Source organism: uncultured Pelagimonas sp., assembly GCF_947498515.1.
Taxonomy (GTDB): Bacteria; Pseudomonadota; Alphaproteobacteria; order Rhodobacterales; family Rhodobacteraceae; genus Pelagimonas.
The window spans coordinates 58,316-71,335 of sequence record NZ_CANMKO010000005.1; the positions used below are offsets into that span (position 1 = coordinate 58,316).

Annotated in this window: 13 protein-coding genes; 11 read left to right on the forward strand and 2 right to left on the reverse strand. The window is 56.9% G+C overall.

Features of this window, described 5'->3' with window-relative positions; all coding sequences use genetic code 11:
- Window positions 1-3 precede the first annotated feature (3 nt).
- From Q1A43_RS10725 to Q1A43_RS10740, 4 genes are all read left to right on the forward strand, one after another.
- Window positions 4-936 carry an ABC transporter substrate-binding protein gene (locus Q1A43_RS10725; protein WP_299934933.1) on the forward strand — a complete coding sequence of 311 codons (933 nt, stop codon included), beginning with the start codon at window positions 4-6 and terminating at the stop codon, window positions 934-936.
- Window positions 937-1,968 (forward strand): iron ABC transporter permease, encoded by a 1,032-nt coding sequence (locus Q1A43_RS10730; protein ID WP_299923317.1) that lies wholly within the window; start codon window positions 937-939, stop codon window positions 1,966-1,968.
- Window positions 1,969-2,274: 306 nt separating this feature from the next.
- On the forward strand, window positions 2,275-3,696 hold the full coding sequence (locus Q1A43_RS10735) for a Glu/Leu/Phe/Val dehydrogenase (RefSeq protein WP_299934935.1): 1,422 nt from the start codon (window positions 2,275-2,277) through the stop codon (window positions 3,694-3,696).
- A gap of 12 nt (window positions 3,697-3,708) precedes the next feature.
- Window positions 3,709-4,602 carry a LysR family transcriptional regulator gene (locus Q1A43_RS10740; RefSeq protein ID WP_299923322.1) on the forward strand — a complete coding sequence of 298 codons (894 nt, stop codon included), beginning with the start codon at window positions 3,709-3,711 and terminating at the stop codon, window positions 4,600-4,602.
- Here Q1A43_RS10740 and Q1A43_RS10745 read toward each other — a convergent pair.
- Complete coding sequence (locus tag Q1A43_RS10745; protein ID WP_299934937.1) at window positions 4,599-5,615, reverse strand: aldo/keto reductase; 1,017 nt, start codon at window positions 5,613-5,615, stop codon at window positions 4,599-4,601. The two genes, Q1A43_RS10740 and Q1A43_RS10745, sit on opposite strands and share 4 nt — an antisense overlap.
- Window positions 5,612-6,412, reverse strand: a complete 801-nt coding sequence (locus Q1A43_RS10750) for an IclR family transcriptional regulator (protein ID WP_299923328.1) — start codon at window positions 6,410-6,412, stop codon at window positions 5,612-5,614. Before Q1A43_RS10750 ends, Q1A43_RS10745 begins: the two co-directional genes overlap by 4 nt.
- 150 nt (window positions 6,413-6,562) lie before the next feature.
- Between Q1A43_RS10750 and Q1A43_RS10755 the strand changes: the two genes are divergently transcribed.
- The 7 genes from Q1A43_RS10755 (at window position 6,563) to Q1A43_RS10785 (ending at window position 13,018) form a co-directional block, all read left to right on the forward strand.
- On the forward strand, window positions 6,563-7,885 hold the full coding sequence (locus Q1A43_RS10755) for an extracellular solute-binding protein (RefSeq protein WP_299934940.1): 1,323 nt from the start codon (window positions 6,563-6,565) through the stop codon (window positions 7,883-7,885).
- 80 nt (window positions 7,886-7,965) lie between these two features.
- Entirely contained in the window at window positions 7,966-8,859 is an 894-nt protein-coding gene (locus Q1A43_RS10760) for a carbohydrate ABC transporter permease (protein WP_299923333.1), read from the forward strand.
- Between the two features lie 3 nt (window positions 8,860-8,862).
- The gene (locus tag Q1A43_RS10765; protein WP_299923336.1) at window positions 8,863-9,726 is read left to right on the forward strand and encodes a carbohydrate ABC transporter permease; all 864 of its coding nucleotides are present in this window, start codon (window positions 8,863-8,865) and stop codon (window positions 9,724-9,726) included.
- Between the two features lie 4 nt (window positions 9,727-9,730).
- The gene (ugpC, locus tag Q1A43_RS10770; RefSeq protein WP_299934943.1) at window positions 9,731-10,822 is read left to right on the forward strand and encodes a sn-glycerol-3-phosphate ABC transporter ATP-binding protein UgpC; all 1,092 of its coding nucleotides are present in this window, start codon (window positions 9,731-9,733) and stop codon (window positions 10,820-10,822) included.
- Window positions 10,823-10,826: 4 nt separating this feature from the next.
- Window positions 10,827-11,936: a mandelate racemase/muconate lactonizing enzyme family protein gene (locus tag Q1A43_RS10775; RefSeq protein WP_299934946.1), complete on the forward strand. Its 1,110-nt coding sequence runs from the start codon at window positions 10,827-10,829 to the stop codon at window positions 11,934-11,936.
- Complete coding sequence (locus tag Q1A43_RS10780; protein WP_299934947.1) at window positions 11,936-12,265, forward strand: L-rhamnose mutarotase; 330 nt, start codon at window positions 11,936-11,938, stop codon at window positions 12,263-12,265. The genes Q1A43_RS10775 and Q1A43_RS10780 overlap by 1 nt, the downstream gene beginning before the upstream one ends.
- A gap of 3 nt (window positions 12,266-12,268) precedes the next feature.
- A complete protein-coding gene (locus Q1A43_RS10785; protein WP_299934950.1) occupies window positions 12,269-13,018 on the forward strand; it encodes an SDR family oxidoreductase in 750 nt (249 codons plus the stop codon).
- Window positions 13,019-13,020: the final 2 nt, after the last annotated feature.

Consider the following 13,020-nt stretch of genomic DNA (forward strand, 5'->3'; position numbering starts at 1 on the left):
ACTATGAACCCCGTTTCTTTGGCTTTTGGCCTGTCCTTGATGGCCACCTCCGCCCTTGCACAGGCCACCGTCACAAGCTGTGATCGTGAGGTCAACTTTGACACCGTCCCAAAGGCCGCCGTCTCGAATGATGTCAATCTCACCGAGATGATGCTCGTACTTGGCCTTGCCGATAAAATGGTCGGTTATACCGGTATTTCCGGTTGGAAAACCCTCGACGAAGAGATGCGCGCCGGCGTCGAAGCCTTGCCAGAACTCTCGGCGAAATATCCATCCAAAGAAGTCCTTGTCGGCGCTGATGCGGACTTCTTCTTTGCCGGTTGGAACTATGGCATGAAAGTCGGCGGCGAAGTGACCCCCGAGACGCTCGCCCCTTTTGGGATCAACGTGTATGAGCTGACCGAAAGCTGTATTCATATCGGTGAAAAACCCAAGGTCAGCATGGATGACATGTACACCGACATCCTGAACCTCGGGAAAATCTTTGGCGTCGAGGCCAAGGCCCAAGAGTTGGTTGCCGGTTACAAGGCCGAACTCACGGCGTTTTCCGCATCCTTGACCACGGGCGATCCGCTGCGCGTGTTTGTCTATGATAGCGGCGAAGATACCCCGTTTACCGCCGGTCGCTATGCCATGCCAACGGCGCTGATCGAAGCCGCCGGTGGTCGCAACATCATGGATGATTTCGAGAAAAGCTGGGCCACTGTGACATGGGAAGAAGTTGTCGAGCGCAACCCCGAGGTTGTCGTGATCGTCAACTATGGCAATGTCACCGCCGAAGAAAAACGGGCGTTCATGTTAAACAACCCGGCTTTTGCTGACATGGATGCGGTCAAGAACGATCGTTTTGTTGTGCTCGAATATGTCGAAGCGACGCCGGGCCCACGCAACATCAAAGCCGTCCAAAAATTGGCCACCGGATTTTGGGGTCAGTAAATGACAAACGGGCAGGCGCGCAAAACTCTTCCAACGGGATTGGTCCTGGTTGGATGTCTTGTGGTTTTGGGCCTGTCTTTGTCGATTGCGATCTCGGTGGGCGCGGTTAACGTGCCCATCGAAACGGTTTGGGGCGTGTTTTTGACCCAGACGGGTTTGGCGGACATCACCCCAAATTGGTCCAAAGGCCGCGCCGCGATCGTATGGGAAATTCGGTTCCCGCGGGCGCTTTTGGCGATTATGGTTGGCTCTGGTCTGGCGATGGTCGGGGCATCGTTACAGGCCGTGACGCGCAACCCCTTGGCCGATCCGCATCTGTTGGGCATATCATCTGGCGGGGCCTTTGGGGCAATTCTGGCGTTGCTGCACACCGGATTGTTTGCCGGTCTGTTGACGGTGCCCCTAATGGCGTTTCTCGGCGCGCTTATGGCAACAGCTTTGGTTCTAAGCGTGTCCCGATTGACTGTCGCAACAAGCGCTGACCGGTTGGTCTTGGCTGGCGTGGCCGTGTCTTTCGTCATCATGGCGGGTGCCAACATCTTGATTTTTCTAGGTGATCCACGGGCGACCCACACGGTGGTCTTCTGGATGCTTGGTGGTCTGGGGTTGGCCCAGTGGTCGCATCTGATCTATCCAGCGGTGATTGTGCTGATTTGTGGTGCTTGGCTCTGGGCGCAAGCGCCAAAATTGAACGCCATGACGGTGGGTGACGAAACCGCAAGAACCCTAGGCATTTCGGTCAACCGGTTTCGGTTGGCGGTCTTTGTTGCCGGGGCTCTGATCACCGGGGTGATGGTCGCGTTTTCGGGGTTGATCGGTTTTGTCGGCCTGATGGTGCCGCATATTGTGCGCTTGCTCGTTGGCGGCGACTATCTTCGCGTGCTGCCGATATCGGCTCTGGTCGGTGGCATCTTTTTGCTTTGGGCCGATATCGCCGCGCGCACCATAATGGCCCCCGAAGACATGCCAATTGGCATTGTGACCGGGCTGGTTGGTGGTCTGTTTTTCATAGCAATGCTGCGCAAAAGCTAACCCACCCGCGCGCCGAGTTTGGCATGGGGTAACAACGGGTGGCTCATCGTTTGCGGTTGAAACTTGCACCACCTTAAATTTTACATAATCATCATTACCGGCCCTGTCGATGCCGAAGCAAATCACCCCGTCTTAACAAATGCACACCCTGGGGTTCGGCGTATTCCCGAACACCAGGTCAAGCCTAGGCATGCGTCAGGTTCTGAACGACCTCGGCCATTTCGCCTAGGCCCCGCAAATACCGCATCAATGATGCAATAACTGCATTGGACAGATGGCCAGACTTGCGGCTTTTGGGGGCAAATCGTGAAACAGGATCACCACAAAATGCCCAATCAGAACTTCTTGGAAAGTGTCGAACATTTCATCGACACGGCGACGGCTCATGTTGACTTGCCCGAAGGCTTGGCAGAGCGCATCGCGCAATGCAATTCCACCTATGCGGTGCGTTTTGGGGTCAAACTGCGCGGTCGCATTCATAGCTTCATTGGGTGGCGGTCGGTCCATAGCGAACATATCGAACCGGTCAAAGGCGGCATTCGCTATGCGCCTGACGCCTCGCAGGATGAGGTCGAAGCCCTCGCCACTTTGATGAGCTTAAAATGTGCTTTGGTGAACATTCCTTTTGGCGGTTCCAAAGGGGCTTTGCAAATCAATCCCGCCGATTGGAGCGAGGATGAACTCGAACATATCACCCGGCGTTTCACCCAAGAACTTGCGCGGCGCGATCTCATCCATCCGGGTCGCAATGTTCCCGCCCCTGACATGGGTACGGGCGAACGTGAAATGGCGTGGATGGCGGATGAATACCGCAAAATCGGCACATCTGATGCGATCAATCAAGCCGCTTGTGTGACCGGAAAACCGGTTGTGCGTGGTGGAATTGAGGGCCGCGTCGAAGCTACGGGCCGAGGCGTCCAATATGCGCTCAATGCCTATCTCAACCACCCCGACACCGCTCCGATCGCGGGGCAAAAGACGCTCGAAGGGCTCACCGTTGTCATTCAGGGCTTTGGCAATGTGGGCTACCATGCCGCCAAATTCCTTCAACAGGATGGGGCGAACATTGTTGGCATTGTTGAACACGACGGCGCGATCTTTGACCCCTTGGGTCTTGATGTCGAAGCGGTGGTTACCCATCGCAACCAAACCGGTTCAATCACCCATCTGCCGGGTGCCGAAACCACAACAAGCAACGATGGTCTCACCTATATGTCGGCGGACATTCTGATCCCGGCCGCCAAGGAAAACGCCATCACGGCGCAAAACTGTGAACAGGTCAATTACCAACTGATCGTAGAGGCCGCCAATGGCCCAATCACCGCCGATGCAGAAGACTGTCTCACCCGCCGTGGCATCACGGTCTTGCCCGATCTATACGTCAATGCCGGTGGTGTGGTTGTGTCCTATTTTGAATGGGTCAAGAACATCACCCACCTGCCCTTTGGCCTGATGGACAAACGCCAAACCGCCAATGCCGGTCAGGCGGTTGTTGCCGCCCTCGAAGAGGTTGCCGGACGCCCCCTTGCCGATAGTCAGCGGAGCCAAATTGCCCGCGAAACCAGCGAGATCGATGTCGTGCGGTCAGGATTGGAAGAGATCATGACCCGCGCCTTTGATGACATAATGGAGCGCAAGGCCAAGATGCCAGACGCCACCTTGCGCACCGCCGCTTATGCCGTCACCATAGCGCGCATCGCGGATTACTATCGGGCCATCGGCCTGTAAGGAAAACACAATATGGATGTTCGGTGGCTCGAAGATTTCCTCGCTCTTGTTGAGCTGCGGAATTTCACCCGTGCCGCCGAATTTCGCAATGTGTCGCAAGCCGCCTTTTCCCGGCGCATTCAGTCGCTTGAGCAATGGCTCGGCACGCCTTTGGTTATCAAAGGGGCCTCCCCGGTTCGGCTCACCGAGGCCGGGGATCAGTTCCGGGAAAGTGCAAAAATCGCCGTTGAACGTTTGTTCGAGGCGCGCTCCTCTATTCGCTCCAACCAATTTGATGTCATGTCTCAGGTGCGGATCGCCATGCCGGGCGTGTTGGCGCGGTCCGAGTTCAAAGGGTTTCTCGACATCTTTGGCAAAAAGAACCGCAGCTCGTTTTCCGTGTTGGTTGGCGCGACATCCGACGTGGTGGCCCGCTATCTTGCCGGGGATGCAGACATCCTATTTGCCCACGACTGCCCCGCCCTTCCGCCGCATGAGGCGCTTGAAAACCATCAACGGCTGGTCATTCGCGAAGACCTGTTTCGCCCCTATGCCAGCACCGACCCGAGCCTGCGCAAAACCTTGGAGTTTCCCGGTTCGCCGCGTCGCCCGGTGCCCTTGGTGGCCTATTCGCAACGGGCCTATTTTGCCCGCTTGTTCGAACATGTTCTTGATCGCGCCCCCGATCCGCTTCCCTACAAAGTTCGTGTTCAATGCGACATGTCGGATGTGTTGAAAGAGGTGATCGCGGCTGGGTACGGAGTTGGCTGGTTGCCACAAACGGCGGTTGATCCAAAGGTCGACCTAAACTTGGCCCCGATTGGCGGGCCGGATTGGCAAGTGTCGGTCCAGATTTGCGCCTTTCGGCCCAAACAAAAGCTAAGCCCAAACATTGAGGCGATCTGGCAAGCTTTGGAGAACCGTTAAGCCACGGATGTGTAGGGGTTTGATATTGGAACAGGTGCGTTTTGCGCCAACAACCCTTTGTCTTTCAACGCTTTCCAAAGGTCTTGCGGGATGTCCAAAGACACCCAGTCTAGCGTATCGGCCAGCTCCTTGCGGGTTCGCAGTCCGGGAATAACCGATGCAACCGCCGCATGACCAAGCGGAAACTGAAGCGCCGCCGCGGGAAGTGGCACGTCATAGGCCCGGCAACACTCTGACAAGGCACGCACCTTTTGCACAATGGCGTCCGGGGCGTCGCCGTAATTCCACGTGCGACCGCCAACAAGAATCCCTGAGTTGAATGGCCCGCCCAAGACGATGGACATGTCGCGCTTGAGACAGGCGGCCATCAATCCGTCCAATGGCCCTTGCTCAAGCAAGGTGTAACGACCGGCCAACAAGAACACATCCCAATCGCCATAATCCAACGCCTCAAGACAGGCTTGTTCCTCGTTCACACCAAGGCCAATCGCCTTGATCCGACCTGCTTGGCGGAGCTCATCCAATGCGCGATAGCCGCCGGTTTTTAGGTCGTGAACATGTTGGGCATTTGCGTCACCATGGGTGACCGCGCCAATGTCATGCACATATAAGATGTCGATCCGATCCAAGCCCAACCGCTGAAGCGAGGCCTCAAACGACCGCATCACACCGTCATAGCTATAGTCGTAAACCGGATGAAACGGTAGCGGATCGGGCCAGCCCATCGCGCCGGGATCGTCGGGTATACCGGGGTGCAACACCCGCCCCACCTTGGTTGAAAGCGTATAGTTGCGCCCACGCAACCCGTCGCCGACAAGGCGTTCCGATCTGCCAAACCCATAGAACGGCGCGGTGTCGACATAGGTCAGCCCTTGGTCGAGCGCCGTTGCAAGGGTTTTGCTGGCCTCGCTATCGTTGGCCGCGCCCAACAACCCGCCCAACGGCGCGCCGCCAAACCCAAGGGTCGGCACGCACAGGTCAGTGCGGCCAATGCGCCGTGTGGTTAGGGTCATCCGTTTTCTCCAAGCCTCTGAGGTGCGGTGCCGCAATAAAGGGCAGTTAAATCGGCGGCCAATTCGCCATACATTGCAACGATCTCATCCTCGCTGGGCACCACATGGTCATCGACACGTTCCAGATAAGGACAGCTGAGCGCCGCCACAATTTCCCCCGACGGTCCGAAGACCGGAAACGACATATTGGTGACGCCCACCGTTGTGGCCGAGGGCATTTTTTCATAGCCGACCTGGCGAATTCGGGCGAGATGGCCTTCGAATTCGGCCCGATCTAGTTCTGGCTCACCTATCGCGCGCCGGTGTAGCTCGATTAACCCATCGACTTCGTCTTTGGACCGAAACGCCGCCAAAACACGGCCCGTGCCGGTGTTCCAAAGCCCGACGACCGTGCCGGTTTTTAATGCCAACCCCCAGTTCCCCGGCGACTCGGCCGAAGCGACAATGACTATGTCGCCGTTGCTTTCCATACCCAAATGGCACGATTGCCACGCCCGGCGCGTCATCGCCCGCATCATCGGCAGCGCCAATTCAATCACGCGTCCAATCGGCGAATGCCGCTGGCTGATCGCGAACATTTTGAGGCTCAGAGCATAGCGATCGCCATTTGCGGAGCGCATGACATAGCCCCGCCGCACCAGCGTCGAAAGCATCCGGTAGATCTCACTCTGAGACCGGCTGAGCGCCTTGGCGACCTCACCTTGGGTTAGACCCTCGCCGTGATCTGCCAGTAACTCGATGATATCTAACCCCTTTTCCAGTGCTGGGGCGCGATATTTTTCACCGGTGTCGTCCATAGGTCTCACTCTGATTGTCAATGGTGCTGCCCAAGCTCTCCAAAACAAAGCGCACTGTCAAGCTTGATTTATTTTTGAATAATTGATTTATATTCAAATATCGCAACAGTGAGAAGACGTGGGAACCAACCACGGAATTGGGAGGAAGTGATGAAAAATTCTAATATTATGAGGGGCTTGTTAGCTGCCACGGCAATAACTGCCGTCGCCGAATCGGCCCTTGCTGCCGACTATGGAAGTTTTGAGGGCGTCACGATTGAGGCCAAATTGATTGGGGGCCAGCAATATGAAGGCCTTTATGGCCGCATCGCCGAGTGGGAGGCGGCGACCGGTGCCAAGGTTGAGATCATTTCAAAGAAGAGCCACTTTGAAATCGACAAGGAAATCAAATCTGACATGGCCGCGGGCACCACAAATTGGTGTGTTGGCTCCAACCACTCATCTTTTGCCCCGCAATACGAAGGGCTCTATGTCGACCTGACCGGCAAAGTGGCCGCCGACACCGTCGCCGAATTTGTGCCGGGCAACATCAACGCCTCGACCGTCAATGGCGAATTGCTGATGCTGCCACGCGCACAATTTGACGTCTCTGTCCTGTATTACCTGAAATCCAATTACACGGATGAAGCCAAGGCCAAGGCGTTCAAAGACGAATACGGCTATGATCTCGCCGTGCCGGACACCTGGGATCAGGTCAAAGATCAGGCGATTTTCTTTGCCGATCCTCCGAATTTCTACGGCACCCAATACGCCGGCAAAGACGAAGCCATCGTCGGCCGTTTCTATGAAATGGTTGTGGCCGAGGGCGGCAACTATCTCGACGAAAACAAAAAGCCGATCTTCCATTCCGACGCGGGGCAACGCGCCTTGCAGTGGTTTGTTGACCTCTACGCCGCCAAAGCCGTTCCGGCGGGCACCACCAGCTATGTCTGGGATGATCTGGGTCAGGGTTTTGCCTCTGGCACCGTGGCGCTTAACCTTGATTGGCCGGGCTGGGCCGGGTTCTTTAACGATCCTGAATCGTCCAAAGCCGCGGGCAATGTCGGCGTTGCCGTACAACCCAAAGGCTCTGTTACCCGCACCGGTTGGTCGGGCCATCACGGCTTCTCGGTCACCAATGACTGTGCCAACCAAGACGCGGCTGTCTCGCTTGTCACGTTCCTGACCAGCGAAGAAAGCCAGCTGGCGGAATCTGCCGGTGGTTCACTCCCCACCCGCTCCGCCGTTTGGACGGCCAATGTCGCCGCCGCCGAAGCCGGTGATGATGCGTTCCGCGCGGAATCCCTTGCGGCCTTTGCCAAGGGTGCGGAATTTGCCTTTGCCGTGCCGCCGATCCCGGAATGGGGCGAAAGCACAAACATCGTCTTCCCCGAACTTCAGGCGGCGATTGTTGGCGATAAAACCGTAAAAGAAGCATTGGATGATGCCGCCGAGGCGGTGGACGAGCTGATGCGGGAATCCGGTTACTACTAAACCCGGACACCACAGGCCGGAGGGGTGACTGTATCCCCTACCTCTCCGGCCAGAACTGAAACGACCCCGATAGGTGACATATGCCCCGCCGCCGCTTGCCCGAGTGGTTTCTATTGCTATTGCCTGCGATCATCGTCATCGCAGCCGTGGTTTTGATCCCGCTCATCTTCTCGCTCTATTCAAGCTTTACGCCCTACAAGCTGACCCGGCCGTCGACGCTGTGGAAATGGATCGGAACCTATAACTACGAAAAAATCCTGACGGATGCGAAATTCTGGGCGGCCTTTGGGCGCACGGTGTTGTTCCTGACCATCGCGCTCAACCTTGAAATGCTGCTCGGGCTTGGCATCGCCTTGATGGTGAACAAGGTGACATGGGGGCAACGAACGCTTCGCACCATTTTGATGTTCCCGATGATGTTCTCGCCCATCCTTGTCGGGTTTCAGTTCAAGTTCATCTTTAACGACAACATCGGCCTTGTGAACAACGCCTTGCAATCAATGGGCTTTAACGTCGCCTTGCCGTGGTTGGTTGATGGCAAACTCGCCATGTTTTCCATCGCTTTCGCCGAAATCTGGATGAGCACATCGGTCTTTGCGATCCTCATTCTCGCCGGTTTGTTCGCCATGCCGCGTGATCCGCTTGAGGCCGCCAAGGTCGATGGCTGCACCCCATGGCAGAGCTTTCGCCACATCACCCTGCCCTTCCTGATGCCGTTTATCTACATCGCCATGACGATCCGAAGCCTCGACGTCGCCCGCGCCTATGACATCGTGCAAATCATGACCGGTGGCGGCCCCGCCCGTCGGACCGAGCTGCTTTGGACGCTGATGAGCCGCACCGGATACGTCGATGCGCGCATGGGGTTGGCCAATGCCATGGGCTATGTCTCGATCCTCCTGTCGATCTTCTTCACCGTGTATTTCTTTCGCAAGCTAAGCGCCGCGCGCGCCGAAATCGGGATGGGATCATAAGCCATGGATCGCAATCAAACCCACCGCAATCGCCGCCGCGCGCTCAAGGTTCTGCACTTCTCGGCGCTGTTCTTGACCATGGCGGTCATCTGTATCCCCGGCCTGTGGATCGTGCTCAATTCCTTCCGGCCCACCGTTGAAATCATGGCCAAACCGCCGGTTTGGACGCCCAGTTTCACCCTCGATCATTATCGCGCCATGTTCGGCGGCGCAGGCGAGGGCGGCGTGCCGGTCTTTAGCTATTTCCGCAACTCGCTCATCGTTTCGGTTGTCTCAACCTTCATCGCCATTCTGATCGGCATGTCGGGCGGCTACGCCTTTGCCCGCTATCGCTTCAAAGGCAAATCCGGTTACTTCGTTGGCCTGATGCTGTTTCGCGCCGTCCCCGGCGTGGCCCTATCGCTGCCCCTGTTCATCGTCTTTGCCAAGGTCGGCATCATCGACACCCATCTCGGGTTGATCCTCGTTTACGTTGCGATGAATGTGCCCTTCACCATCTGGCTCACCGACGGATTTTTCCGCCAAATCCCCAAAGAACTGCACGAAGCCGCCGAAATCGACGGTTGCACCCGCTGGCAGGCCTTTTGGAAGGTCGAATTCCCCGTCGCCAAATCCGGCGTCGCCTCGGCTGCAATCTTTGCTTTCCTCACCTCGTGGAACGAATTCGCGCTGGCATCGCAGTTGACCCGATCTGTTGGATCGAAAACCATGCCGGTTGGCCTTTTGGATTTCACCGCTGAATTCACTATCAACTGGGGCGGCATGTGCGCGCTTGCGGTGTTGATGATCATCCCGGCGCTGATCCTGACCTTCCTCGTACAAAAACACCTGATTGCCGGCCTGACCTTCGGCGGCGTCAAAGGATAAGACAATGACAGAAGTAACCCTTTCAAATGTCGTCAAGAAATACGGGGCGCATCAGGCGGTCCACGGCATTGATCTCGACATCGCGGACGGTGAATTTGTGGTGCTGGTCGGCCCCTCGGGCTGTGGCAAATCCACGACCCTGCGGATGATTGCCGGGCTTGAGGACATCTCGGGCGGTGAGGTTTCCATCGGTGGGCGAGTGGTCAATGACCTGCCACCGCGCGAACGTAACATCTCGATGGTGTTTCAAAACTACGCGCTTTATCCACATATGACCGTGCGCGAAAACCTCGGATTTTCGCTGCATATCGCCAAACAGGACCCCGATCAGATCAAAATCGCCGTGGATGACGCCGCCGCCATTCTTGGCCTTGATGAACTGATGGATCGCAAGCCCGCCGAGCTTTCGGGGGGGCAACGTCAACGCGTCGCCATGGGCCGCGCCATTGTGCGCCACCCCGATGTGTTCCTCTTTGATGAACCTCTGTCGAACCTTGATGCCAAGCTGCGCACCCAAATGCGCGCCGAGATCAAGAAACTTCACCAACGTATTGGCAACACGATCATTTACGTAACCCATGATCAGGTCGAGGCCATGACCCTTGCTGACCGGATTGTCTTGATGCGCGACGGTCATATCGTTCAGGTCGGCACCCCGCTTGAGCTTTTCAACACCCCCGTCGATACCTTTGTAGCAAGCTTTATCGGATCACCGCCGATGAACCTTGTCGATGGAACGGTCAATGGGGCCAATCTAACCCTGACCGATGGCACCATCCTTCCTATCCCTTTGACCGCGCGCGGTCTCCTACACGATGGCCAAGCCATCCATTTTGGTTTTCGCGCTGACAACCTCATGCCAATCGGCCATGCGGTGGACGAAGAGGGCGAGATCATCACGCTCGACCTGACGGTAACATTGACCGAACCGCTTGGCACCGAAACCGTTTTGTTCACCGAATTCGGCGGCGCCGAGGTGCAGGCCAAGATGTTTAACCCACGCCCTGTCATCCCCGGTGAGGCGATGAAATTCCAGATGGTTCTGGACAAATGCCATGTCTTTGACGCGAAGACCGGCAAAGCGATCCGGAGCTAACCCGATGGCAACAATCACACATATCGAACTGCGCATGGTCGATCTGGCCCCCAAGGTCAAACGCACCGATGCCATCCAAAGCTTTGTCAGCCAAGAAACCCCCATCGTCACGGTTTATGACAGCGATGGGGCCTCTGGCACTGGCTATTCCTATACCATCGGCACCGGCGGCCCGTCGGTTATGGCGCTTCTTGAACACACGCTTGCCCCGCAATTAATCGGGCGTGATCCCTCGCGCATTGACGGTATCTGGCGCGATCTGATGTTTTCGACCCATGCCACCGCTGTTGGTGCGATCACCTCGCTTGCCCTTGCCGCAATCGACACGGCGCTTTGGGATCTGCATTGCAAAAAGGTCAACCTGCCGCTGTGGAAGGCCGCGGGCGGCAATCGTGATCGTATCCCGCTTTATTCAACCGAAGGCGGCTGGCTCCATATCGAGCCGGCGGCCTTGGTCGATGATGCCCTCGCGATGCAGGAAAAGGGTTTTCGCGGCTCCAAGATCAAGATCGGCTCAACCCATCTCTCCCAAGACGCCGCGCGGCTCTCGGCGGTGCGCAATGCCGTCGGTGATAGCTATGAGATCATGACCGACGCCAATCAGGGTTTCTCCCTCTCCGAAGCGATCCGGCGTGCCTCCATTCTGGAAGACTACAAAATCGGTTGGTTCGAAGAACCCCTGCCCGCCGATGACGTAGCCGGGCATGTCGAATTGGCCAAACGCACCAGCGTACCCATCGCCGTGGGCGAAAGCATGTATTCGCTTAGTCAGTTCAAGGACTATCTGCAAATGGGCGCGGCCAGCATTGTGCAGGTTGATGTTGCCCGCATCGGTGGCATCACCCCGTGGCTCAAAACCGCCCACCTTGCCGAGGCATTCAACGTCATGGTTTGTCCGCATTTCTTGATGGAGCTGCACCTGCCGCTGGTCTGCGCCATCCCCAATGCGAAATGGCTGGAATACATTCCCCAGCTTGATACGATCACCGCCGAAACCATGCGGATCGAACATGGCCATGGCATTCCCTCTGATACGCCGGGACTCGGCATCAATTGGGACTGGCAGGCGATTGATGCGCTGTCTGATGTGGTACAAATAACGGAGGCCGGATAATGCAACGTATGGGCATGGTGATCGGCCTGAAGCCAGACAAAATAGACGACTACAAACGCCTGCACGCCGCCGTCTGGCCCGAGGTTCTGGCGCAGATCAAAGCCAGCAACATCCGCAATTACAGCATCTTCTTGCGCGAACCTGAAAACCTGTTGTTTGGCTATTGGGAATACCACGGCACCGACGTCGCGGCGGATTTGGCACGCATGGCCGAGGACCCGAAAACCGTCGAATGGTGGACCCTGACAGACCCCTGTCAAGAACCGCTAACCACTCGTGCGACGGGTGAACAATGGTCGATGATGACCGAAGTTTTTCATGTGGATTGAACCATGACCGAACAAAAAGGCCGCTTGGCCGGAAAACATATCCTAATCACCGCCGCAGGTCAGGGCATTGGCCGCACCACAGCCGAGCTTTTCGCCCGCGAAGGTGCCAAGGTGATCGCCAGCGACATCAACCAAACGGCGCTTGACGAATTGGCCGACATTCCCGGTATCACCGCGCTCAATCTCGACGTCACAAATGCCGAGGCCGTGGCAAAAGCCGTTGCCGACATGCCGCCCTTGGACGTGTTGTTTAACTGCGCCGGCTTTGTTGCCCATGGCACGATTTTGGATTGTTCAGATCGTGATTGGGATTTCAGCTTTGAGCTTAACGTCACCGCCATGTACCGCCTGATCAAGCTCACCCTCCCATTGATGATCGAAAATGGCGGCGGCTCGATTATCAACGTCTCGTCGGTGGCCTCTTCGATGATCGGCGTGCCCAACCGCTTTGCTTACGGTGCCTCCAAGGCGGCGGTGATCGGCCTGACCAAAGCCGTGGCGGCGGATTTCATCGGCCAAGGCATTCGCTGTAACGCCATCTGCCCCGGCACCGTTGACAGCCCCTCGATGCACGACCGGTTGCGCGCCACCGGCGACTATGAAACCGCCCTCAAAGATTTCATTGCCCGCCAACCCATGGGCCGCATCGGCCGCCCCGAAGAAATCGCCGCGCTGGCGCTCTATCTCGCCAGCGACGACAGCAGCTTTACCACCGGTCAGGCCCACGCCATCGACGGCGGCTGGACGATCTAAGA

Bases quoted from the DNA above. Each gene is read 5' to 3' on its own strand.
- Q1A43_RS10725 (WP_299934933.1), top strand. From the start codon at position 4: ATGAACCCCGTTTCTTTGGCTTTTGGCCTGTCCTTGATGGCCACCTCC.
- Q1A43_RS10730 (WP_299923317.1), top strand. From the start codon at position 937: ATGACAAACGGGCAGGCGCGCAAAACTCTTCCAACGGGATTGGTCCTG.
- Q1A43_RS10740 (WP_299923322.1), top strand. From the start codon at position 3,709: ATGGATGTTCGGTGGCTCGAAGATTTCCTCGCTCTTGTTGAGCTGCGG.
- Q1A43_RS10745 (WP_299934937.1), bottom strand. From the start codon at position 5,615: ATGACCCTAACCACACGGCGCATTGGCCGCACTGACCTGTGCGTGCCG.
- Q1A43_RS10750 (WP_299923328.1), bottom strand. From the start codon at position 6,412: ATGGACGACACCGGTGAAAAATATCGCGCCCCAGCACTGGAAAAGGGG.
- Q1A43_RS10755 (WP_299934940.1), top strand. From the start codon at position 6,563: ATGAAAAATTCTAATATTATGAGGGGCTTGTTAGCTGCCACGGCAATA.
- Q1A43_RS10760 (WP_299923333.1), top strand. From the start codon at position 7,966: ATGCCCCGCCGCCGCTTGCCCGAGTGGTTTCTATTGCTATTGCCTGCG.
- Q1A43_RS10765 (WP_299923336.1), top strand. From the start codon at position 8,863: ATGGATCGCAATCAAACCCACCGCAATCGCCGCCGCGCGCTCAAGGTT.
- ugpC (WP_299934943.1), top strand. From the start codon at position 9,731: ATGACAGAAGTAACCCTTTCAAATGTCGTCAAGAAATACGGGGCGCAT.
- Q1A43_RS10775 (WP_299934946.1), top strand. From the start codon at position 10,827: ATGGCAACAATCACACATATCGAACTGCGCATGGTCGATCTGGCCCCC.
- Q1A43_RS10780 (WP_299934947.1), top strand. From the start codon at position 11,936: ATGCAACGTATGGGCATGGTGATCGGCCTGAAGCCAGACAAAATAGAC.
- Q1A43_RS10785 (WP_299934950.1), top strand. From the start codon at position 12,269: ATGACCGAACAAAAAGGCCGCTTGGCCGGAAAACATATCCTAATCACC.